The sequence below is a fragment of the Candidatus Merdisoma sp. JLR.KK006 genome, assembly GCF_036941035.1.
Lineage (GTDB): Bacteria > Bacillota > Clostridia > Lachnospirales > Lachnospiraceae > Laedolimicola.
In genome coordinates, this window is record NZ_JAYMNS010000002.1 from 107,700 (window position 1) to 128,268 (window position 20,569).

17 protein-coding genes and 2 tRNA genes are annotated in these 20,569 nt (G+C 43.4%); 6 read left to right on the forward strand and 13 right to left on the reverse strand.

Going from position 1 to position 20,569, the window contains the following annotated elements:
• Positions 1–28: 28 nt before the first annotated feature.
• The 3 genes from VSQ61_RS02160 to mgtE form a co-directional block, all read right to left on the reverse strand.
• Complete coding sequence (locus tag VSQ61_RS02160; RefSeq protein ID WP_334342787.1) at positions 29–703, reverse strand: Crp/Fnr family transcriptional regulator; 675 nt, start codon at positions 701–703, stop codon at positions 29–31.
• A gap of 328 nt (positions 704–1,031) precedes the next feature.
• Complete coding sequence (gene trpS / locus VSQ61_RS02165) at positions 1,032–2,036, reverse strand: tryptophan--tRNA ligase (protein WP_334342788.1); 1,005 nt, start codon at positions 2,034–2,036, stop codon at positions 1,032–1,034.
• A gap of 213 nt (positions 2,037–2,249) precedes the next feature.
• Positions 2,250–3,602, reverse strand: coding sequence for a magnesium transporter (gene mgtE, locus VSQ61_RS02170; protein WP_334342789.1), 1,353 nt, complete (start codon positions 3,600–3,602; stop codon positions 2,250–2,252).
• 450 nt (positions 3,603–4,052) lie between these two features.
• Here mgtE and VSQ61_RS02175 point away from each other — a divergent pair, with 450 nt between their 5' ends.
• A complete protein-coding gene (locus VSQ61_RS02175; RefSeq protein ID WP_334342790.1) occupies positions 4,053–4,532 on the forward strand; it encodes an S-ribosylhomocysteine lyase in 480 nt (159 codons plus the stop codon).
• Between the two features lie 79 nt (positions 4,533–4,611).
• Here VSQ61_RS02175 and VSQ61_RS02180 read toward each other — a convergent pair whose 3' ends face one another.
• Positions 4,612–5,529: an AEC family transporter gene (locus tag VSQ61_RS02180; RefSeq protein WP_334342791.1), complete on the reverse strand. Its 918-nt coding sequence runs from the start codon at positions 5,527–5,529 to the stop codon at positions 4,612–4,614.
• Between the two features lie 266 nt (positions 5,530–5,795).
• Here VSQ61_RS02180 and VSQ61_RS02185 point away from each other — a divergent pair.
• The 3 genes from VSQ61_RS02185 (at position 5,796) to VSQ61_RS02195 (ending at position 7,806) form a co-directional block, all read left to right on the forward strand.
• Positions 5,796–5,868, forward strand: a tRNA-Val gene (locus VSQ61_RS02185).
• Positions 5,869–5,872: 4 nt separating this feature from the next.
• Positions 5,873–5,946, forward strand: a tRNA-Met gene (locus VSQ61_RS02190).
• A gap of 204 nt (positions 5,947–6,150) precedes the next feature.
• A complete protein-coding gene (locus tag VSQ61_RS02195; RefSeq protein WP_334342792.1) occupies positions 6,151–7,806 on the forward strand; it encodes an O-antigen ligase family protein in 1,656 nt (551 codons plus the stop codon).
• A 2-nt stretch (positions 7,807–7,808) separates the two neighbouring features.
• Here VSQ61_RS02195 and VSQ61_RS02200 read toward each other — a convergent pair whose 3' ends face one another.
• From VSQ61_RS02200 to VSQ61_RS02235, 8 genes are all read right to left on the reverse strand, one after another.
• Positions 7,809–8,780, reverse strand: a complete 972-nt coding sequence (locus VSQ61_RS02200; RefSeq protein ID WP_334342793.1) for a hypothetical protein — start codon at positions 8,778–8,780, stop codon at positions 7,809–7,811.
• Positions 8,781–8,966: 186 nt separating this feature from the next.
• Positions 8,967–10,280: a CDP-glycerol glycerophosphotransferase family protein gene (locus tag VSQ61_RS02205; RefSeq protein ID WP_334342794.1), complete on the reverse strand. Its 1,314-nt coding sequence runs from the start codon at positions 10,278–10,280 to the stop codon at positions 8,967–8,969.
• A gap of 27 nt (positions 10,281–10,307) precedes the next feature.
• Positions 10,308–11,021, reverse strand: a complete 714-nt coding sequence (locus VSQ61_RS02210; protein ID WP_334342795.1) for an IspD/TarI family cytidylyltransferase — start codon at positions 11,019–11,021, stop codon at positions 10,308–10,310.
• Positions 11,022–11,050: 29 nt separating this feature from the next.
• On the reverse strand, positions 11,051–11,749 hold the full coding sequence (locus tag VSQ61_RS02215; protein WP_334342796.1) for an IspD/TarI family cytidylyltransferase: 699 nt from the start codon (positions 11,747–11,749) through the stop codon (positions 11,051–11,053).
• Positions 11,750–11,785: 36 nt separating this feature from the next.
• On the reverse strand, positions 11,786–12,871 hold the full coding sequence (locus VSQ61_RS02220; RefSeq protein ID WP_334342797.1) for a glycosyltransferase: 1,086 nt from the start codon (positions 12,869–12,871) through the stop codon (positions 11,786–11,788).
• 70 nt (positions 12,872–12,941) lie between these two features.
• Positions 12,942–14,936 carry a glycosyltransferase gene (locus VSQ61_RS02225; RefSeq protein WP_334342798.1) on the reverse strand — a complete coding sequence of 665 codons (1,995 nt, stop codon included), beginning with the start codon at positions 14,934–14,936 and terminating at the stop codon, positions 12,942–12,944.
• 133 nt (positions 14,937–15,069) lie between these two features.
• Positions 15,070–15,909, reverse strand: a complete 840-nt coding sequence (locus VSQ61_RS02230; protein WP_334342799.1) for a flagellin N-terminal helical domain-containing protein — start codon at positions 15,907–15,909, stop codon at positions 15,070–15,072.
• A gap of 192 nt (positions 15,910–16,101) precedes the next feature.
• The gene (locus VSQ61_RS02235; protein WP_334342800.1) at positions 16,102–16,704 is read right to left on the reverse strand and encodes a recombinase family protein; all 603 of its coding nucleotides are present in this window, start codon (positions 16,702–16,704) and stop codon (positions 16,102–16,104) included.
• Between the two features lie 427 nt (positions 16,705–17,131).
• Between VSQ61_RS02235 and VSQ61_RS02240 the strand changes: the two genes are divergently transcribed.
• Together VSQ61_RS02240 and VSQ61_RS02245 are read left to right on the forward strand one after the other, a co-directional pair.
• Positions 17,132–17,980 (forward strand): flagellin N-terminal helical domain-containing protein, encoded by an 849-nt coding sequence (locus VSQ61_RS02240; protein WP_334342801.1) that lies wholly within the window; start codon positions 17,132–17,134, stop codon positions 17,978–17,980.
• 141 nt (positions 17,981–18,121) lie between these two features.
• Complete coding sequence (locus VSQ61_RS02245) at positions 18,122–20,140, forward strand: glycosyltransferase (RefSeq protein ID WP_334342802.1); 2,019 nt, start codon at positions 18,122–18,124, stop codon at positions 20,138–20,140.
• Positions 20,141–20,260: 120 nt separating this feature from the next.
• On the opposite strand, the gene VSQ61_RS02250 is transcribed toward VSQ61_RS02245, so the two are convergent.
• On the reverse strand, positions 20,261–20,548 hold the full coding sequence (locus VSQ61_RS02250; protein WP_334342803.1) for a hypothetical protein: 288 nt from the start codon (positions 20,546–20,548) through the stop codon (positions 20,261–20,263).
• Positions 20,549–20,569: the final 21 nt, after the last annotated feature.

The following is a 20,569-nucleotide window of genomic DNA, read 5'->3' on the forward strand; positions in this document are numbered from 1 at the left end:
GCGCTCTGCCTCCCGATGCTCTATCATTTCAAATCTCTTTCGCAATACTCTCTGTCAGTTTCCGAATATGTTCCTTGTCTAATAAAATCTTCCTCTTAACAAGATTAAGATATCCCTCTTCTTTCAAGGAATTTACACAACGATTGATCGTACGTGTACTTACCCCGCAAAATTCAGCCAGCTTCTCACGTGTCTCCAAAACCTTGCCCTCTTTGCAGTCAATCAAAAACAGCTTCAGGCGTGTCTGGGCCGGCCAGCTCTGATAGTGAACTGTAGACACAGATGAGCTATAGAGTTTTCTGCTTAATTCCATGGCCAACCGTTTGCAAAAGGAATGGTTTATATCCATCAATCGCTTAAAGATACCCAGCGGGATCTCTAAAAGAATACAGTCTGTCAGAGCCTTTGCGCTGTAAACCAATTGCGGAAGTCCCATCATTGCTTCCATCTCCCCCACCGAGGCCCCTTCCGGAACTACTACAACCCCCATCTCATTGCCGTTTAAGTTACTGCTGGTAATAATTACATTGCCCCTGCATACAATATAGACTTTCTGCATTTCATCACCTTTGCAAAAAAGGCTCTGTCCCCGAGACGGATAGCTCAAGCGGCAGCGATACATCAGTGCTTCCGGCAGCTCCTGAATCCATCCGCTGATAATCGGGTATGTCTGCATCAGCTTTTTAATTTCCTCCGGCTCCATAAAGCATCCTCCTGTATAAATTTATTATAACTATCCTTATCGATTTAAAATAGGACAAATGTCTTGTTTTTACGTCTTTTTTCATAATTTATTTTCATATTTTTATATCATTTTAAGCTATATATACAATAGTATCTATAAAATTGCAATAAACCAAGTGCAATCCTGTAGAAACAGTCTCTTGTGTTATAAAATGCATAAATAATCTTTCCAAAAAAACAAGAAAGAATGCCTCCACGGCATCCTTTCCACATAATAATATATTATTTTACAGGCCTCATGTATCTCTTTTAATCCTTTGCTGTGTTTTTATACTCAAAATGCATCCTTACCGAACACGCTCCGGAAATCCCACTTTCTTCTGCACTTTCCTTAGAGTCTTCGCAGCAAAATACTGAGCTTTTTCCGCATTATTCTTAATCACAGAATCAATATACGCCTTATCCTTGGTCAATTCCGCAACCCGATCCTGCAATGGCTTCAGCACGGAAACTACGGCCTCGCCAACTGCAGGCTTAAACTCTCCATACCCCTTGCCGTCAAACTCCCGTACAGTCTCATCCGGTGTCTTTCCCGTGCTGGCACAATAGATATCAATCAGGTTCTTGATTCCCGGCTGCTCATCCCGATAAAGAATCTGGCTCTCGGAATCCGTCACCGCACGCTTGAACTTACGCATAATGGTATCCGGATCATCCATAAGGTAAATACTTGCATTAGGGTTCTCATCCGATTTAGACATCTTCTTGGATGGATCCTGAAGACTCATAATCTTCGCTCCCACCTTGCTGATATAAACCTCGGGAACGGTAAATACATCTCCATAGACACCGTTAAACCGCTGGGCAATATCTCTGGTAAGCTCCAGATGCTGCATCTGATCCACGCCCACCGGAACCACGTCCGCCTGATACAAAAGAATATCCGCAGCCATCAGTACCGGATAGGTAAAGAGACCTGCATTGATATTGTCCGCATGCTTCGCCGCCTTATCCTTAAACTGGGTCATCCGGTTCAGCTCGCCCATGTAGGTGAAGCAATTGAGAATCCAGGCCAGCTCCGCATGTCCCGATACATGGGACTGATAGTAAATACAGTTCTTCTCCGGGTCCAGTCCTGCCGCAATGTACAAGATCAGAAGTGCCCTGGCCCTCCTGCGAAGCTCCGCCGGATCCTGCCGGACGGTAATAGAATGAAGATCCACCACGCCATAAAAGCACTCATAATCACTGCTTAAAGTAATCCAGTTCTTCAAAGCTCCCAGGTAATTCCCCAAGGTCAGATTGCCTGTGGCCTGCATTCCGCTATACAGAACTTTTTTATCTCCCAACATACTATCATTATCCTCCTAATTTAAAATCACTTCGTGACGGCACTAAAGGGTAAAGTCACTTCGGCACACCTGTAATGAGAGAAACTTTCATTCGAAAAGACACTCATGAAAGTTCCTCTCGTGTGCCTTTGCGACTTTACCGTCCAACAGAAAATATTCCTTAAAACACTTGACTTTTCATAGCTGGTCTCCCTGTACAGGGGATACCGCTTTTTATATCTTTAGCAAGACACATGCAATCCGAAAATAAATCATCAGACTGCAGGCATCTACAATCGTTGTAATCAATGGCGCCGCCATAATCGCCGGATCCAACTTCATCTTTTTTGCCAGCATAGGTAAGGTGCAGCCAATAGTCTTTGCCAAAATCACAGTCAGAACCAGGGACACCACAACCACCAGACTCATTGTAATCTGACCCGGATACTGAATCACCAAACGCACAAAATTAGCCACTGCCAACACCATGCCGCAGAGAATCCCTACCCTGAATTCCTTCCAAACCACCTTTGGCACATCCCGCAGTTCAATATCTCCTACTGCCATTCCGCGTATTACCATAGTACTGCTCTGATTTCCACAATTGCCGCTGGTATCCATCAGCATGGGCACAAAACTCACCAGCAGCGGAACTACCTGAAGCGCATTCTCATAGTTCATAAGAATTGCTCCTGTCAGCAGGGAAGTGAACATCAACAGCAGCAGCCAGGGAATTCGATTCCGTGCCAGTTCCAGGACACCCGTCTTCAAATATGGCTTCTCCGATGGCAGCATGGCCGCCATCTTCTCAAAGTCCTCCGTAGCCTCCTGCTCCATAACCTCTACCACATCGTCTACGGTGACAATTCCCACCAGACGGTACTCATGATCCACCACCGGCAGACACAAAAGATCATACTTATTGAAAGTCTCCACAACCTCCTCCTGATCCTCTGTGGTCACTGCATAGATGATATTCTCATCCATAATATCCTTAATAATGGTATGGTAAGGATTCATCAGCAAATCCTTTACCGTGACAACACCCTGCAGCCGGCGCTTGCTGTCCGTCACAAAGCAAGTATAAATAGTCTCCTTATCCACGCCGTTTTCCCGAATATAGGCAAATGCCTGCTCTACGGTCATATTCCGCTTAAGGCCAATATATTCGGCTGTCATAATGCTTCCGGCACTGTTCTCCGGATACTGCAGAAACTGGTTGATAAGCGCCCTGGTATCCGGCGCCGCATTTTTAAGGACACGCTTTACAACAATAGCCGGCAGCTCCTCCAGCATATCCACTGCGTCATCCACATACAAATCTTCAACAATCTTTCTCAGCTCATAGTCAGTAATACTGTTGATAATGTGCTCCTGATCTTCCACCTCCAGAAAAGAAAACACATCCGCTGCCAATTCTTTTGGCAGCATCCGGTACACCAGTACTTTCTTTTCCAGCTCCAGCTCTTCAATGAACTCCGCAATATCTACCTCATTCATCTCAGCCATGGTTTCCCGAAGCTTTCGGAACTGTCTGCTCTCCAAAAGCTCTGTCAGCAGTCCCCAGTCAAAATTTCCTATTGCCATGTCAATCTCCTCCATTCTTACGGATGGACATGGCAAAATCATTCACAGTCCTGTCAGGCAATACACAGCCGGACCTGTGAATGTCAGATTTATCCTCCCTATTCCCGCTGCTGAAAATAATGGCCCCTTGACAAGCCTACAGCACCGCCATCTATCAGATCACAGGACGAGAAGAGTCCATGTCTATCCATATTCTGTTCCGTCTTAAGCTGCACCTTCGACTTCGCCCGTCCACGGACTCTTCACATCCTTTTTTGCATAAATTTGGTTTGAAAAAACCTGCATAACCATCATAGCACTATTTGATGGTTATCGTCAACCACCGGATAGATTCATTTTTTACTTTCTGTTTTATTACAAATGTGGTAAACTTTTTGTTATGAGAAAGAAGCCTTTAAGTAGAATTTTTGAAAGCTTCCGAATATTGCTACTTAGGAAAGGATGAAAATTATGGAAAAAATCACAAGCTTTACCATTGACCACAACAAGCTTAAACCAGGCGTTTATGTATCAAGAAAAGACCCTGCGGGAAATGCCGTAATTACCACTTTTGACCTGCGGCTGACCAATCCCAACGAGGAACCGGTAATGAATACGGCCGAGATCCACACCATTGAGCATCTGGGGGCCACATTCCTGCGAAATCACAAGGACTTCGGTTCCAAAACCATTTACTTTGGACCCATGGGCTGCCGCACCGGCTTCTATCTGCTTCTTACCGGAGATTACGAGTCCAAAGACATTGTTCCTTTGATGGTAGAAATGTGGGAGTTTATCCGTGACTTTGCCGGAGAAGTGCCCGGCGCCTGCGCCAAGGACTGCGGAAACTATCTGGATATGAACCTGCCTATGGCGAACTGGCTGGCCAAGCGGTATCTGGATGAGGTATTATATGGAATCAAAGAAGACAGGCTGATTTACCCTGAATAATTTAAACTCAGCAGGAATGCCCCATTGATGCGCCGCTTCTGATCTTCATTTATAGCGGCGCATCAATGGGGCATGAGGGTTAATATGTAACTGCAAACATCAGTATAGGAATTGTGAAAACGCAGAGAACCGTTGTGAGAATAATTGCAGCACTGCCTGTAGACACGTCAATACCCTTGTCCATTCCCAGCATCACAGGAATATTGCCCACCGGCATCCCGAACATCACCATGCAAACTGAAATCAAAGGCAGATCATTTGTTATTAACCGCAGAAGAGGAAGCAGCAAAAGAGGAAGAATTAAAAGCTTTACAATGGCAAACAGATACAAACGCACCTGGCCAAAGGTTTTCTTCAGATCTGAATGAGCCAGATTAAAGCCAATCGCAGCCAAAGCCATAGGCGATGTAACATTTCCCAGATAAGTTGCTGCCGTTTTAAGAAAGTCCGGAATCTGTATTTCCCAAATGATAATCACCATAGCTGCCACGCCAAGTACTGTTCCCGGATTAATCATTTCTTTTAAAGAGGACAAAGAAAACCTTCTGCTCAGCAACGCCACCCCATAGGTATAAAGCAAAATTGTATAAATAAGTATGAATTCCGTAACATAGACCACATATTCCGCTCCAACAATACTGGAAACAACCGGGATCCCAATAAAACCCAGATTGGAAAAAACAAACATCAGTTGAAAGATTTTCTGCTGCTCTCGATCCCGTTCAAAGACAGGAACCAGCAACATTCCAGCAAAAATAAAAATCGCAAACATGCCTGCTGCAATCAAACCAACTGTCCGCATTGCAGCCTGCGAGATAAGCCCCACTGAGTTAGCAGCACTGGCTGCAATCAACAGAGGATTAAAAACATCCACCAGCAGCTTGGACATCTGCTTATTGGTATGCTCGTCCAGCATCCCCTGTTTAGTAATAAAATATCCCGCACCAATCATAAGCAAAAGCGCCAGCATCTGAAAAAACACCGTAAAAATTGTCATCTCTTATCTCTTTCCTCTCATATCTTACGTACGAAGTCCACCCGCCCTGAAAGGGCATGTATTATAGGGATTCATTATACTATATCAAGGTATTTGTCGCAAATAAAACATTGATTTTTTTCACTATTACTGTATTTTAAAAATAAATGTAAAAATATGTAAGACTTTCGCAAAAAAGTAATTAAAAAGTTCAAAAAAGACTTGACTTTCTTTACCAAACAATAGTATAATAGCAAAGCAGGTCAGCGATAGCGGCTTGTACAAATGGGATCTTAGCTCAGCTGGGAGAGCATCTGCCTTACAAGCAGAGGGTCATAGGTTCGAGCCCTATAGGTCCCATTACGGCGAGGTAGCTCAGCTGGCTAGAGCATGCGGTTCATACCCGCAGTGTCGGGGGTTCAAGTCCCTTCCTCGCTACTAGCCAAAAGCCTTGAAAGTACTGTATTTACAGTATTTTTGAGGCTTTTCTTTTTTGAGCAGTATGTTTACACTTTTCAAAGAATCATCCACCTTACAAAGCTTGTTTTTATTTCCAATAGCTTGCAGATTTCGGAGCACAATGTTATACTAATCACAGTGCCTTAGAAAGGCAACTATAACTTGAAATAAGGATGTTTCCCAATGACTACAATGACCGAAAGCAAAAATGATACAGGAAGGGAAAGCTGTCGTGAGTTTTCAAAAAAATGTTCTTCTATTATGAATGATGCTGTCAGCATTGCTATCCTTATCCTGGTAACTGTGTTTCCTTTGATATTCCATAATTCCTATTATGATATTTTAGAGACAAAATATCAGTGCTATCGTTTCTGTATTCTCCTTCTGCTGGCCGCCATTCCTTTTCTGGTTCTGGGCATGGTGTACATAGACTTGAAAAAGTTTGAGGGGCAGAATACCAATGACTTTTTGTTGCGGCTGCATCCCAGAAATTGGAAAAAGACCTTTTGCGCTACAGATGCTGCTGTTCTTGCGTTCTGGCTGGCAACAGGCATTTCTACTCTGCAATCAGATTATCTTCATGAGGCTTTCTGGGGAGATCAGGGACGTTTCTCCGGCTTTCTGCTTCTTACTTTATATGTTGCTTCTTATATTATTATCAGCCATTTCTGGAAATTTAACGGAAATTTTTTGGAGCTATTTTTAGCAGTTAGCATGCTCCTGTGTCTATTTGGCATTACAGATTATTTTCGTATGGATATTATGCATTTCAGAAAAACGTCAGATGCAGTCATAGCAATGGCTAGCTACACCTCCACTATAGGCAATATCAATACTTACACAGCCTATGTCGGCATTGTCATAGGGCTTTCATCCGCTATGTTTGCTCTAGAAAAAAAGCCGTTAAAACAGCTCTGGTATTACTTGTGCCTAGTAATATCTTTCACTGCAATCTTAATGGGGCGCAGTGACAATGCTTATTTAAGTATTGCAGCTGTCTTTGTGTTTCTTCCATTTATTCTGTTCACAAACAGGGAAGGGATTAAAAAATATTTGATTATTACTGCAACTTTTTTTACTATAATCCAGTTTATTGCTATAATTAATAAGCTGTATCCCAGTATAATAATTGGAACAGACAGTTTATTTACCATAATAGCAGGCTTTTGCCAAACCCTTCGGCTGGCTCCCCTCCTATGGATCCTTGTAATCATATTCTGGATCTATGATAGAAAGCTGGGAAAGAATACCTCCTTTTCTGTTGGAAAGAATATTACTCTGGTACATATATGGGGAGTTTTAATCCTCTTGTTCATACTTGCTGTCTGTGTTGTCTTCTTCGATGCGAACATAAGAGGGAATGCAGAACGATATGGTTCCTTTGGACAGTATCTGCTCTTTAATGATAGATGGGGAACTAGCAGAGGATATATCTGGAGCAAATCCCTATGGATGTATAAGAGACTTCCCCTCCTTCATAAGCTGTTTGGCTATGGTCCGGATACCTATGGGTGTCTGGTAAATAAAACAATTGTATTTGATGTATACAATGTTTTTGGAAATACTAATTTAGATAATGCACACAATTCCTTCCTGCAATATTTGGTGACTATTGGCCTGACAGGTTTGATTACTTATTTAACCTTTCTTGGAACCTCTTTTTGGCATCTAATGAAAAATCGTAAAAAAAATCCTTACATTCCGGCAATTCTGCTTGCTGTAATCTGCTATGTATTCCAGTCAAGCATCAATCTGGATGTGCCTATTGTGACACCTTTCATGTGGTTACTGCTAGCTATGGGTATGGCCGCATGTAAAGAAAAAACATATGCCCCATAAACTTATGGGGCAATATCCTCTGAACTATTTTCTATTGTTGAAGCATCCTCTGCTTTTGCTTCTCCCCCAACGGGTTGTTTTTCTTCCACTGCTGATTCGTTTTTCTCTGTTGGGCTATCAGATGTTATATCCATAGGCAGAGAATTGCTTTCTTCTTTATCTGGTGCCGCATTGCTGTCTGTTACAACTGGCAGTATCTTCCGCACTATTTTCTCACCAGGATCTTCCACAGGAATGTTCTCTGCCCCCTGCATATCTGGCAAACCCATTTCTCCGCTCTCTGGAATCATTTCTTCTTCAGGAATTATCTCTTCTTGCGGAACTACTATCCAGGTAACCGCTACCTCAAATGAAATGTCCTTCATCCTGGACCAATCACCCTCTTTATTTGCTGCACCAGTGAGTCGAAATGAATATTCGTTATCTTCTTCCTCTGAGGATGGCGGAATCGTTATAGTCAAGCTCGCTGCCTCTTCTTTTGCCCCCATAATAGGAACTTCTGTTTCTCCATCTATCAATGCCAGATAAAGGCTTGCCCTCGTATCATCAGTAAATTCTCTGTCATCCGTCATTGCAAATCCATCTTTTGCTAAGACAGTAATGCCTGCCGTTATAACAACATCTATGGGTACAGACCCGTTGTTCGTAATGGTCACTGCATCACTGGTGCTGCTGTAATCGACCAGAGCTTCACTATCTGATCGTTTAAAAAAAAGCGTAGCTCCTTCCTCAAAAATCTGCCCGTCATAGGCGGACGCATTTGTCTTATTAATCAGTTCCTGAGGATCTAATATAAAATCAAAAATCCCTATGGCGTCTGTCGGCAAAACAACCTGAATCTTATCATCTCCAGCTATTTGCATTGACTCTGGTTCACTTGCATAAGTTGTCACGGATAATCCTATAGCCATAACCGCAGATAATGCAAATGTTATCAATTTCTTAAAATTCCCGCCCATCTTCATCATCTCCATTTTATTAAGTCTCCAAAGGAATTAAATTCTATATATATTATTTATTATCGGCTATTTAGCTCAAAAAAATAAGTATAGGTTAAAGCTGGAATCCATTAAGCAAAATCTATACACCAAAAGGCAGCCTTAGACTAAATCTCAGACTGCCTATAGTTCATTGACATCCATAAAAACAAAATGCGAACCCTATCCTTCTTTCTCATCTATCCTTACTTCCACATCCTGTATCATCACCGGCTTCCCCGTCTCCCGATACAGCCATACCAGAGAACTCCAATCCCCATAGTAAGCATCACTAAGCCCAATAGCCGGATACATATCCGCAGTATCGTCATAAATCCCGATATCTTCCTTCAAAAACCACTCCTTCAATTCAATATATCGTTCATACAATTCCAACCTCATGGACAGAAGCGTACTCTCCATCAAAGGATGGGGCCGCCAAAGCAGTACGGCATCTTCTCTCTTCTGAAAAAGCGTAAAAACATCCCGCATTTTTATCAGATACTTTTCACTGTCTTTGAGAAAACCGTTTAAACTCGTATTATAAAGAATTACTTTTCTTCCCTCTATCCGCTTCAGCCATTCTTTTGGAACTGTCACATTGTCCCTGTTTACGGCACGTGCCTTGTCCAGCTTGGGCGAACCAAGCGCAAGAACCTTCTTTTCAAAATTCCCCTCCGGATACAAAGCACTGCAGTGCCGGATATAGTCCTGCCGCTCTTTCTCTGTCTGTGCAATGACATAATCTGCATACAGTACGGCCGTGGGTGTAGAGTAGAGATCGTCAATCCCCTCACCGTTTAGGACAAAATAAGGTACATAAACCAGCTTTTCAGTAAAATTTTTCAGATTTTTAGAATAAAAATACGGATGTACTGAGGTAACATAATTCCCTTTATCATATGGATTATGAATAAAAATCACATCGGGCATCCGAATTCCAAAGTCATATTCATCATATCGGGTGATCGGTACCTCATCAGGAAACAGCTTTCCTTCGTAATGCTCTTCACGAAAAGTTCCGTCCGGATTTTTATCATAGTAAGGAATAGGTATCACATAGGTATCACAATCCGGATCCTCCCTGGCCGCCATCCAAATACTCTCCAGCGAATCCCACATAGATGCTTTATAAGGCAGAAAAACTGCTTCCAAGCGATCCGGAACCTCCTTTTCAATCAGGCGGCGGATTTGAAGAAGCTGCCTTGTCAATGTCTGCAGCTGCTCCTTTGCCTGCCCCGGATTCTCCAAAGCCAGCGTCATCTGATAAAGACTTTCACAGTAAGCCTCCAGCTCTGCCACGGTTTCCGTCCCGTCTCCATACAGCTTCTCCATATTTTCCCCAATGGAAATAGCGCTGTCCTGGCAATCCGACAGAAGCTGAATAAGCGCTTCCTTCTTTTTAAAGGCTTTGGGCAGATTAATTTTCAATGCCTTATTTGCCTTAATCAATGTATCTGTCATAGAAAGCAGCTGCTTTCTTGTAGTGCGGCTCATATTCCATTTCCTTTCTGTTTTGCTATACTATTTAATCCATTCTGCCTTCCGTGAATGAAGCAATGCCTCAAATATCTCCAAATCCTCCACAGAAGTCAGCTTAATATTCTTCTCAGAGCCAAGAGAAAAATGAAGCTCATGTCCCAGCTCAATGAGCAGCGTACAGGTAGCTACGGAATTCGTAATTCCCCGCTGCAGAGCTTCCTCATGGATCTCTGTCAATGTTCCCACCGAAGCACACTGAGGCGTCTGTGTAATCTTCAGATTGTCACGGGCAATCTGGCTCCTGGAAGTCTCTCCATCCTCCGTACACAGCATTGCTGATGTACACTGAATAACGGATATGGCGTTCCCGTATCTGCCGGCAACCCTGATGCAGTCAGAAATAATTTCTTCTGATACCATAGGCCGGATAGCATCATGAATCAAGATCAAATCTTCTTTTTGATGACGAGAAGCAACATTCATAATCCCTTTTCGAATGGATTCCTGCCCATTGGCACCGCCTAATACAATGCTTTCCAGCTTCGTAATTCCGAACTGCCTGCAATAAGCTTCCAAGATCTCATTCCATCCCTCCACACAAACCACTACGATTCCGTCTATGCATGGATGTTTCTGAAATGCCTCCAAGGTGTAAATAATCACCGGCTTATCATATACGTTTAAAAACTGCTTCGGAATATCCTGATGCATCCGCTGCCCGGACCCTCCTGCAATAATCAATGCAATATTTTTCATAAACCTGCTCCTTGATTGCTACATTTCCCTCAGGCCTGCATCATATGGTACAGAGCCTTGAACATTTCCACATCCTCCACTGCGTTCAGCTTAATATTAAAATCAGATCCTTTTGAAAAATAGATGGTCTCTCCAAGCCGTGCCAGCATACTGTTGTTATCTACGCATCGAAGAACCTTTTTCTCAATGGCTTCCTTGTGCACCCGATCCAGATAATCCAGGCGGTAAGACTGAGGAGTCTGGATTCTTCGAATATGATATCTGGATATACTTTCCTTTCCGCTCTGCCCGTCCGTAGTCAGCATCACCGTATCCATAGAACGGACTGCCGCAACTCCCATCCCCTTCTTTCTGCAGGTACGGATACTGTCTGTGATCAAGTCATCCGTTACAAGCGGACGGATAGCATCATGAATCACCACCACGTCATCCGAACCGCAATGCTCCGTCAGCCATGCCACGCCTCTTCGAATGGATTCCTGACCGTCCGGGCCGCCTTCCACTATCTTCTCAAGCTTCGTTATATTAAACTGCTTTCCGTAAGCTTTCACCATTTCCTGCCATCCGGACAGGCAGGACACCAGAATCATGTCAATCTCCGGATGATTCTGGAACACTTGCAGAGTATATACAATTACCGGACGGTTTTCCACAATCACAAACTGCTTTGGAATATCCATCCGGAAGCTGGGATCTACACCCCCCGCCAGGATTAATGCGATGTTCATATGTGTTCCTTTCCTTAATCTGTACATATTTTCGCCCTACTTCGCTAGTAAGGCCAGCCGTTCCATAGCAGGCTGATACTTCTCTCCTGCAGCCTTTTGATAATACTTCCGTGCTTTGCCCAAATCCCCTGCCACCTCATACCATGTGCCCAGATTATAAGCCGCACGGAAAGAACCGGTACCGCCCACTCCCTGATTAGCCGGAACCTCTCCAATCTCAAGGCATCGCAGATACGACTGCTCAATACGTGGCAGATAAGAAACATATTTCCTGGTATCCGCCAGAACCGCCTGCATGAAAAGAATACCGCAGGCAAAATGGAAATCAGCATAAGCGCTCAGATTCCTCGCTTCTTTTTCTACAATTCCAAGAGCAGTATCCCAGGCTTTTGTTTCAATCAATGCGTAGAGATAATTGATAATGCCGTTTGCACGATACCCGGCTCCCTGCCCCGGTACATGCTTATAAAACCTCTCATAATATCCGCAGGCTTCCTTATACCGTTTCAATCCCCGCAAAGTTTCCGCTGTCTGATACAGGAAATACGAATCTTCCGGCGCTTCCTTTAATTCCTCCAAAAGAATAGCCAGGTTTCGCTCCGCCTTCCCCGGACGCAGATACCCATCATGCTCAAATAATAAGGGAACGGGATAAACAGGAAGCTTTGAATCTACCTGCTCATGAATCCTCCCTTCATATCTCACGCCCCGGGGAAGCAGACGTGACGTATAGGAATGGGCATAAGCTGTCTCTTGTCTCCCTCCTGGCAGCTCCTCCTGATAGTAATCCTTCCGCTCTACGGCACCGATTCGGTTCGGATGCTTCAAAAATCCTTCCAGATCTTTCCGGCTCCCTTTTATCAGATATTCATCTGCATCCAGCACCAGATTCCAATCACAATCAGACTGAGCCAGGGCAAAATTACGGGCTGCCGCAAAATCCTGATTCCAGACATATTCCGTCACCACTGCTCCATAAGCAGCGGCAATTTCCCTGGTTCGGTCTGTGGAGCCCGTATCTGTAATATATAATTTATCGGCCAGTCCCGCCGCCTGCTTAAGGCAGCGCTCCAGGCTTTTTTCCTCATTTTTTACAATCATAACAATGGCTAAGGTATTCATATTGCCAGTCCTCCGGTTTTTATATCACTCTCATTTTAAAGCATCACCGCAGGAAAAGCAATGGTTCTTTTTAGTCCTTCATTTCCGCCATCAACCTCTGTTGGAGCTTTAAAAGCTCCATATCGTCAGGCAAAAGAGGGATTAACTGGGCAAGCACCTGCTCGGCTTCCGAATATTGTTTATTGTCTGCCATAGTCCGCAGAGCTGCTTTCATCTGTGAGGCAAGCTGCTCAAATTCGGCTCCTGCCGCCGGAGCCGGATGCGCTGTCTCATAATTTAAAATCCGAATTACTTCTCGGATTACGCCGGTCATCCGAGGCTCTATTTGAAGGGCTGTACGCAGGGACCGGATGGTTTCCGCCATCTGTCCCTGTCTCCAAAAATCCAGGGCTTCCAATATCACAAATGAAAGGCGGCAGTCTGATGGAAGAAGATAAAAACAGTCTTCCCGGAACATAAATTCTTGATATTGTTCCTTGTAAAAAGCACGAACGCATTGGGCGTATTCTTCAAGGGTCTCCAATAGAGCCTCTTTCATGGGAAAGCCCCGGGTAAGCTCCTTCTCTAAAAGAAGCTTTTTGAACCACAGTCCCTGAAGAAGATAGTCCGCAAAAAGAGTTTCCTGGGCCTCCCATAAAAACCGCATGTCCGTGTAAGGCGTCCCGTTTATAACTCCGAAAATACATTTTTTCCAGGAATCCAGATCCATACGGTTAAGAAGCAGGGAAAGGTCGCTCTTGCTTTGGCATGCTTTTTTTACAAGCTGCTGCAGCAGATAGGGATGCTCAATCTCTTTCAGACAGCGGCGGAACAGGAACGGATCCCCTTCCAAGAGCAGGCGCTGCATTAAAAGATACTGGGAATCATAAAGAAGAGAGGCCAGCAGCTCCGGCAATAAATCAGCATATGTTTCTTTCCATTGATCCAGCAGCGGATAATACTGCTCAATCATGTATTCCTTATCCCAGGGGAGAAGCTGCAGAAAGTATTTCGCTTTTTCACGATCAGATAATTCCAGTGCTGCCATGACACAATTCAGACGGGCAGGATAGAGCCAGTCCGGATTCATAACCTTGTCCTTGTTTACCAGTCCCAACCGCTGTTCCGTCCATAGTTGCGGATGCTGCTCCATATAGTTTAATAAGCCTTCAAATTTCTCTCCATATTTCAAGGCTTTCACATAATCACCTTTTTGTTCACAGATAGCTATGAGTATCGGATAGAAAACTAACTGAAGCAGTTCGCAGGGACTTTCATTCTCCAAAATCAAAAGAGCTTCTTTCTCTGTCTGTTCATAATCGCCCTTTTTATAGAGACTCTCAATTAGATAGGACTGTAGCCAATCCCGATATTTAGTCTCCATTTTCCCGCAAACCTTAAGACCCTGACGGCAGGTTTCCACCGCCTCGTCCCATCTTTGGGTTACGAAATACTCCTGTGTAAGCTGTGTATAATTTCTGGTATAATCCGGCCGCTCTTTTATATCTTTCAGTAATAGGGGAATATTCCGCTCTCCCTTACCATCCCTTTTAGAAACTGTCTCCTTAAGATAACCATAATGATGTACATAGGAATGAAACATCTTGCACGGCCCATCAAAAGGAAGCAAAACTTCATGAATCGGATTTTGAAAGGACAAGTTCTCAGTTCGCCTTGCCATACGACAGGCCGTAACATCCGAATATTGTGCTCCATTCCAATCCAGATAGTTGCGCTGAATATAACTGGCTGAATTGTAGTTTTTATATTCTCCGCTTTGGAAAAACTCACATATCTCCGTTACGTCATCAAACCATTCATCATCATCCAGATAAAGAAACCACTCTCCTTTTGCCCTTTTAAGTCCCTCGTTCCGGGCAGCCGAAAAATCATCACACCAGGTAAAGGGAACTATCTGCTCCGTATAACGTGCGGCTGCCTGGCGGACACGTTCCTCCGTTCCGGTAAAGACTATAATCAGTTCCGCCGGTACTTTTTGCAAAAGAGGCTTTAAGGAATCCAAGCAGCGCTCTAAAGAAGCAGTTCGATTGGATGCTAAAAGCGAGATTGTAAGTGGAAGCTTCATATTCATACTCCTATCATTTCTTTACTATATTAAATATTTTTATGATAAAAAAGCGCCGGTCATAAAACCGACGCTTTTTTCGAAGGCAGAAAACATACAACATAGATATGCTTTATTCCGCCGTATATTCAGCTTACTGCAGTAACTGCAGAACTCCCTGAGGAACCTGATTAGCCTGAGCCAGCATAGCCTGAGAAGCCTGAACCAGAATGTTATTCTTGGTGTAAGCCATCATCTCTTTTGCCATGTCTACGTCACGGATACGGCTCTCAGCAGCAGAAATGTTCTCGTTCTGAACACCCAGGTTGTTGATAGTATGATCCAGACGGTTCTGAAGAGCACCGAAATCGGAACGCATAGAGGAAATCTGATCAATAGCTGCATTTGCAAGATCAATAGCCTCTTTTGCGGATGCAGCATCCTCAACGCTCAGATCATCAATACTTAAAATAGTAGTATTCATTCCCTCCAGAGTTACTGCAAGGCTGTTATAATCCTGAGAAGTCTCTCCTACATGAAGAACAATCTGATTAGCCGGATCAAGATTAGCAAGCTTCTCATCATCAAATAATGCCATACCATTGAAGTTAGCACTCTTGCCGATTCTGTTGATCTCAGACTTCAAAGCTGTAATCTCTTTCTGCATCTCAACTCGGTTGGTGCTGGAGTATGTTCCATTTGCGGACTGGGTAGCCAGGGAAACCATACGGTTAAGCATGGAGTGAACCTCTGTCAAAGCACCCTCAGCGGTCTGTACCAGAGATACGCCGTCTTCTGCGTTCTTCTGAGCAGCCTCAAGACCGGTAATCTGAGCTCTCATCTTCTCGGAAATAGCCAGACCAGCGGCATCATCGCCAGCACGGTTAATCTTGTAACCAGAGGATAATTTCTCCAGGTTCTTACCTACGGAAGAGTTGTTGTTGGTTAAGTTTCTGTGTGCATTTAATGCAGTAATATTGTGCTGAATTCTCATATTTTTTCCTCCTTGATAATTGCAGGGAACATCCTTTTCCCCGTAAAGTTATTATTTGGATGTCCGGAAAGTGCTGCATGGACTGCCGGCTATTGTCCAACAAAGTACACTTAAATGGACACCCTGAAAACTACTTTTCATATACATTATCGAGCGATAATGAAATAACTTAATAGTTTTTCAAAAATTTTTTTAATTTTTTTTGTATTCCCCGATCCGCTTGTATATGGTGCTTCTTCCCATATTGCAAAGCTGTGCGAATTCATTTATGGTAATACTCCCTTGTTCCCATCTTAGATAGAGCTCCGAAAAATTCTCCGGTACAGGAATGGCGGGCTTTCCAAACCTTACGCCGCGCCGTTTGGCAGCCTCGATCCCTTCAGCCTGCCTGATACGGATATTGTTTCGTTCATTTTCTGCCACAAAAGAAAGAAGCTGAAGCACTACATCACTAATAAAGCTTCCCAAAAGATCCCGGCTTTTGGTTGTGTCTAACAGAGGCATATCCTGAATAATGATATCTGCACCGATTTCTTTTGTCAATATCCGCCATTGCTCCTTGATTTCTTCATAATTTCGTCCAAGGCGGTCGATGCTTTTTGTCACTACTATGTCGCCGGCTTTCAATTTTTTTACCATTTTTTGATATGCCGGCCTTCTGAAATCTTTGCCGCTTTGCCGATCTATGAATATCTTTGCCTGTGGAACTCCGATTTTCTCCAGCGCAATCAGTTGACGCTCCACATTCTGCTCTCTGGTGGATACACGTACATAGCCATATACATTTTTCTTCATAAAGTCCTCCTTTTATCTGCCGTATTTGAAAATACATTATAAAAGAAGAAACTCTGTCCTAACATGAAATATATAATTGGACAGAATACTTTTAATGTCATGTTTTATTTTTATACCTTATTGGACGAAGTCCACCTGCCCCGAAGGGGCATGTATTACGGTGTGCCCGTAGGGTATACTCTATGGGTACCCGCTAATACGTGCCCCTTCGAGGCTGTTGGACTTCGTTCGTTAAGAAATTATAAGTAAGCGGAGCATTCGGTTCTTTTTTTATATATTTCCTGTAATTGAAGTGCAAGATCATTATTCCATTTAAGTGTACTTCATTGGACAATAGCCGGCAATCCATACAGCACTTCCCGGACATCCGAATAATAACTTTATTGGGAAAAGGATGTTCCCTGTAATTATCAAGGAGGAAAAAAATATGAGAATTCAGCACAATATTACTGCATTAAATGCACACAGAAACTTGAGCAATAACAATTCTTCCGTAGGAAAGAACCTGGAGAAATTGTCCTCCGGTTACAAGATTAACCGTGCTGGCGATGATGCCGCTGGTCTGGCTATTTCCGAGAAGATGAGAGCTCAGATTACCGGTCTTGAGACCGCTCAGAAAAACGCAGAAGACGGTGTATCTCTGGTACAGACAGCAGAAGGTGCTCTGACAGAAGTTCACTCCATGCTGAACCGTATGGTTGCTCTGGCTACCCAGTCTGCAAATGGAACCTATTCTACTGCAAACCGTGCTGAGATGCAGAAGGAAATCGATGCATTGAATGACGAAATTGATCGAATTGGTAAGACAGCAAACTTTAATGGTACTAAGTTGTTTAACAGAGATGTGGATTCAATCATACTTCACGTTGGTGAAGAGGGAACAACTGACAACCAATTAACAGTTACACTTGCTGCAATGTCAAGTAGTAGTATAAGCAAGGGCGATGGTTCTAATGCAATAGACCTTAAATCCGATGTTAAGGTTGACACTGCTCAAAACGCTATGGATTCAATCGCAAAGATAAATGATGCAATTGACAACATTTCTTCCATGCGTTCCGATTTCGGTGCTCTTCAGAATCGTCTGGATCACACCATCAATAACCTGGGTGTTCAGAATGAGAATATCACCGCTGCCGAGAGCCGTATCCGTGATGTAGACATGGCAAAAGAGATGATGGCTTACACCAAGAATAACATTCTGGTTCAGGCTTCTCAGGCTATGCTCGCTCAGGCTAATCAGGTTCCTCAGGGAGTTCTGCAGTTGTTGCAGTAAGCTGAATAAACAACAAAAAATGCCGGTCCTTTGGGCCGGTATTTTTTTGTGCAAACAGGAAAATCAAAGCATTCACAATTCGCCAATAAGGATGGGATTTGTGATATTCTATTTCAAATACAAGAAAAGGAGCATATCTTTATGAAACTGCCACTTACGATTTCGCTTCTGGCTTCCAACAGAATCTCTACTTTAGAGCGGTGTTTGGATTCTTTGAAACCACTTCTTCTACAGGTCCCGGCTGAGCTTATTATAGTTTTTACCGGGACAGACATACGCATCAGACAAGTGGCGCAACGTTATACGAACCAAATTATCTCCTTTACCTGGTGTGACAATTTTTCAGCAGCCCGGAATACGGGACTTAAACATGCAAAGGGTGAATGGTTCCTTTATCTGGACGATGATGAATGGTTTGATGATGTGACAGAAATCTGTGAATTCTTTCGAAGTGGCGAATATCAGCATTATAATTTTGCCGCTTATGTTCAACGCAACTATTTGAATCAGGAAGGCTCCAGGCATGTGGATGCTGTTGTATACAGAATGGCCCGCAGGCATTCCGGACTGTATTTTGAGGGTTCCATCCATGAGGAACTAAGACCATACCTTCTGCCCTGTAAACTCTTCCAATCCTATGTTCATCATTACGGATATATCAAAAATACAGCAGAAAAAAGAGGCAGCAAGGCTTTACGAAACATTCCTCTTCTATTGAAAGAGATAGAAAAGCAGCCGAACCATACGAAAAACTATGTTCAGCTCGCACAGGAATATTGTACGCAAGAACAGTGGGATCAGGCAGAAGACCTCTGCCGCAAAGGGCGCAGCGTATGTTTAAAAGAAGAAGACCGGCTTAGAAGTTGGCTCCAGGTAGTTGTCGTTGAAGTTTTATATAAAAAAGAAGATTATATACAGGCGGAACGGGAAGCGCTTCAGATTCTGGACGAAGAATCTCCCTGCGAATTGGTACGCCTGCTTTTGTTGGAATTCCTTCTTGGAATCTATAATGAATGGAAGAATTGTCAAAAATTGTCAGAATATGGTATTGAGTTTGAAAGTCTTCTGACCCATATGGAACAACATCCAGAGCTCTGGCTCACCCAGCAAATCGGAACTGTAAGCAAAGACAAGGTAATGTATCCGGAATGGCTCTATCCAATAAGATTAAACTGTGCCAGAGCTGAGCTAGAACTTAAAAATTTGAAAAATGCCGAATATTTTCTTGGACTTCTGCCATGGGAAGATGAATACCGTATCCATAACTACTATCCACTTCTGGATCAGTGGAAAGAAACTTATGCTCCTTATCTAACTGTACTTTTGGCAAAGCTCCCCTATGACTCATCCTATCTCCTATTTCAAAGGCTGCTTTATGAAGAACAGAATACGAATAACGAGTCGGAAACAAAACTTTTCATCTTCCGCCGCTGCCTAAAAGAAATCAACCACCCCTATCTGCAAAAGCAGCTTATAGAAATAGCCCTGAGAAAAAAAACGGATCTGACCCCGCTGCTAAAAAGAATAGATCTGGATTCCTGGAAAACATACATTTGTGCAATTGTAAGCGAAACACCATACGAAGAAAATGGGCATTTATGGGAAACCCTTGGTTCTCTTTTTACCGAATATCCCCTTCAGGGCTTGTGGCTTAAGAAGCTTATTTTGGAAAAAGACCTTTCCAGAGGCTTCTTAATGAAGGAACAATTGTTGCAAACTCTTGAAGAATATGCAGAATGTATACGAAGCTTTTACCAGGCTCAATATCACAATGCAATGTTTGAGGATGCCTCACTGTATCTCCTGCCGGCAGATTGCCGAATGGCGCTTGCCGTTTTAGACGCCTTAGATAATTGGAAGCACGGAAATTTGGCCGAAACAATCCGCCTATTCCGTCAAGTACTTCAGATTTATCCGCAAATGACAGGCGTTGTCAGGGAGATTCTGCGTCTTTTAAAAAACGAAACAGCTCTTCCGGCCCCTGCAGACAGCGCTGAATTTGACCAGCTGTCCATCCAGATGAAAGCAGCGCTGAAAACCATGATACAAAGCGGCCAATATGCAGAAGCCATGTCTGTGCTCTCCCAGCTTCTGCCCCTGCTACCAAACGATACGGAGCTTTTAAAGCTGCAACAGCAATTGTTAACTAAGATTTATTAAAACATCCGAATATTCCAAGTATAAAAAGCACTGACATAAAATGCATCGCATATCCATGTATAAATGTGATATCTCTTATGTCAGCGCTTTTATCCTTTTTTCTATCAAAAAATTAAATGCTTACTTCGACACCTGCCCCCATCTCTTTGCCTGTCTCTCATACTCCTCATTCAGCCAGGCCACTGCCTGCTCAAACCCTTCCTGCGTAAACGGAAATTCCCGAAAAGTCTTCTCTTTCTCATCCGTCACCTCATAACTATAAGGCTCCGGGTAAGTCACCGCCTCCAGAGATGTCCCGCCTTCTTCCTTAACCTTCTTTTGCAAACGGTAGCGCATTCCCTGGCAGCTTCCTGTATACGCATTCCGATTCACATAAGGCAGGCCTGCCTGACCATGCAAATCTATCATATCGCCCCACTCTCCTGTCAT

Coding starts and splice junctions, on each gene's coding strand:
- VSQ61_RS02240 (WP_334342801.1), top strand. CDS start 17,132: ATGAGAATTCAGCACAATATTACTGCATTAAATGCACACAGAAACTTG.
- VSQ61_RS02250 (WP_334342803.1), bottom strand. CDS start 20,548: ATGATAGATTTGCATGGTCAGGCAGGCCTGCCTTATGTGAATCGGAAT.
- VSQ61_RS02230 (WP_334342799.1), bottom strand. CDS start 15,909: ATGAGAATTCAGCACAATATTACTGCATTAAATGCACACAGAAACTTA.
- VSQ61_RS02175 (WP_334342790.1), top strand. CDS start 4,053: ATGGAAAAAATCACAAGCTTTACCATTGACCACAACAAGCTTAAACCA.
- VSQ61_RS02180 (WP_334342791.1), bottom strand. CDS start 5,529: ATGACAATTTTTACGGTGTTTTTTCAGATGCTGGCGCTTTTGCTTATG.
- VSQ61_RS02215 (WP_334342796.1), bottom strand. CDS start 11,749: ATGAACATCGCATTAATCCTGGCGGGGGGTGTAGATCCCAGCTTCCGG.
- VSQ61_RS02210 (WP_334342795.1), bottom strand. CDS start 11,021: ATGAAAAATATTGCATTGATTATTGCAGGAGGGTCCGGGCAGCGGATG.
- VSQ61_RS02235 (WP_334342800.1), bottom strand. CDS start 16,704: ATGAAGAAAAATGTATATGGCTATGTACGTGTATCCACCAGAGAGCAG.
- trpS (WP_334342788.1), bottom strand. CDS start 2,036: ATGTTGGGAGATAAAAAAGTTCTGTATAGCGGAATGCAGGCCACAGGC.
- VSQ61_RS02160 (WP_334342787.1), bottom strand. CDS start 703: ATGGAGCCGGAGGAAATTAAAAAGCTGATGCAGACATACCCGATTATC.
- VSQ61_RS02200 (WP_334342793.1), bottom strand. CDS start 8,780: ATGGAGATGATGAAGATGGGCGGGAATTTTAAGAAATTGATAACATTT.
- VSQ61_RS02220 (WP_334342797.1), bottom strand. CDS start 12,871: ATGAATACCTTAGCCATTGTTATGATTGTAAAAAATGAGGAAAAAAGC.
- VSQ61_RS02225 (WP_334342798.1), bottom strand. CDS start 14,936: ATGAAGCTTCCACTTACAATCTCGCTTTTAGCATCCAATCGAACTGCT.
- VSQ61_RS02195 (WP_334342792.1), top strand. CDS start 6,151: ATGACTACAATGACCGAAAGCAAAAATGATACAGGAAGGGAAAGCTGT.
- mgtE (WP_334342789.1), bottom strand. CDS start 3,602: ATGGCAATAGGAAATTTTGACTGGGGACTGCTGACAGAGCTTTTGGAG.
- VSQ61_RS02205 (WP_334342794.1), bottom strand. CDS start 10,280: ATGAGCCGCACTACAAGAAAGCAGCTGCTTTCTATGACAGATACATTG.
- VSQ61_RS02245 (WP_334342802.1), top strand. CDS start 18,122: ATGAAACTGCCACTTACGATTTCGCTTCTGGCTTCCAACAGAATCTCT.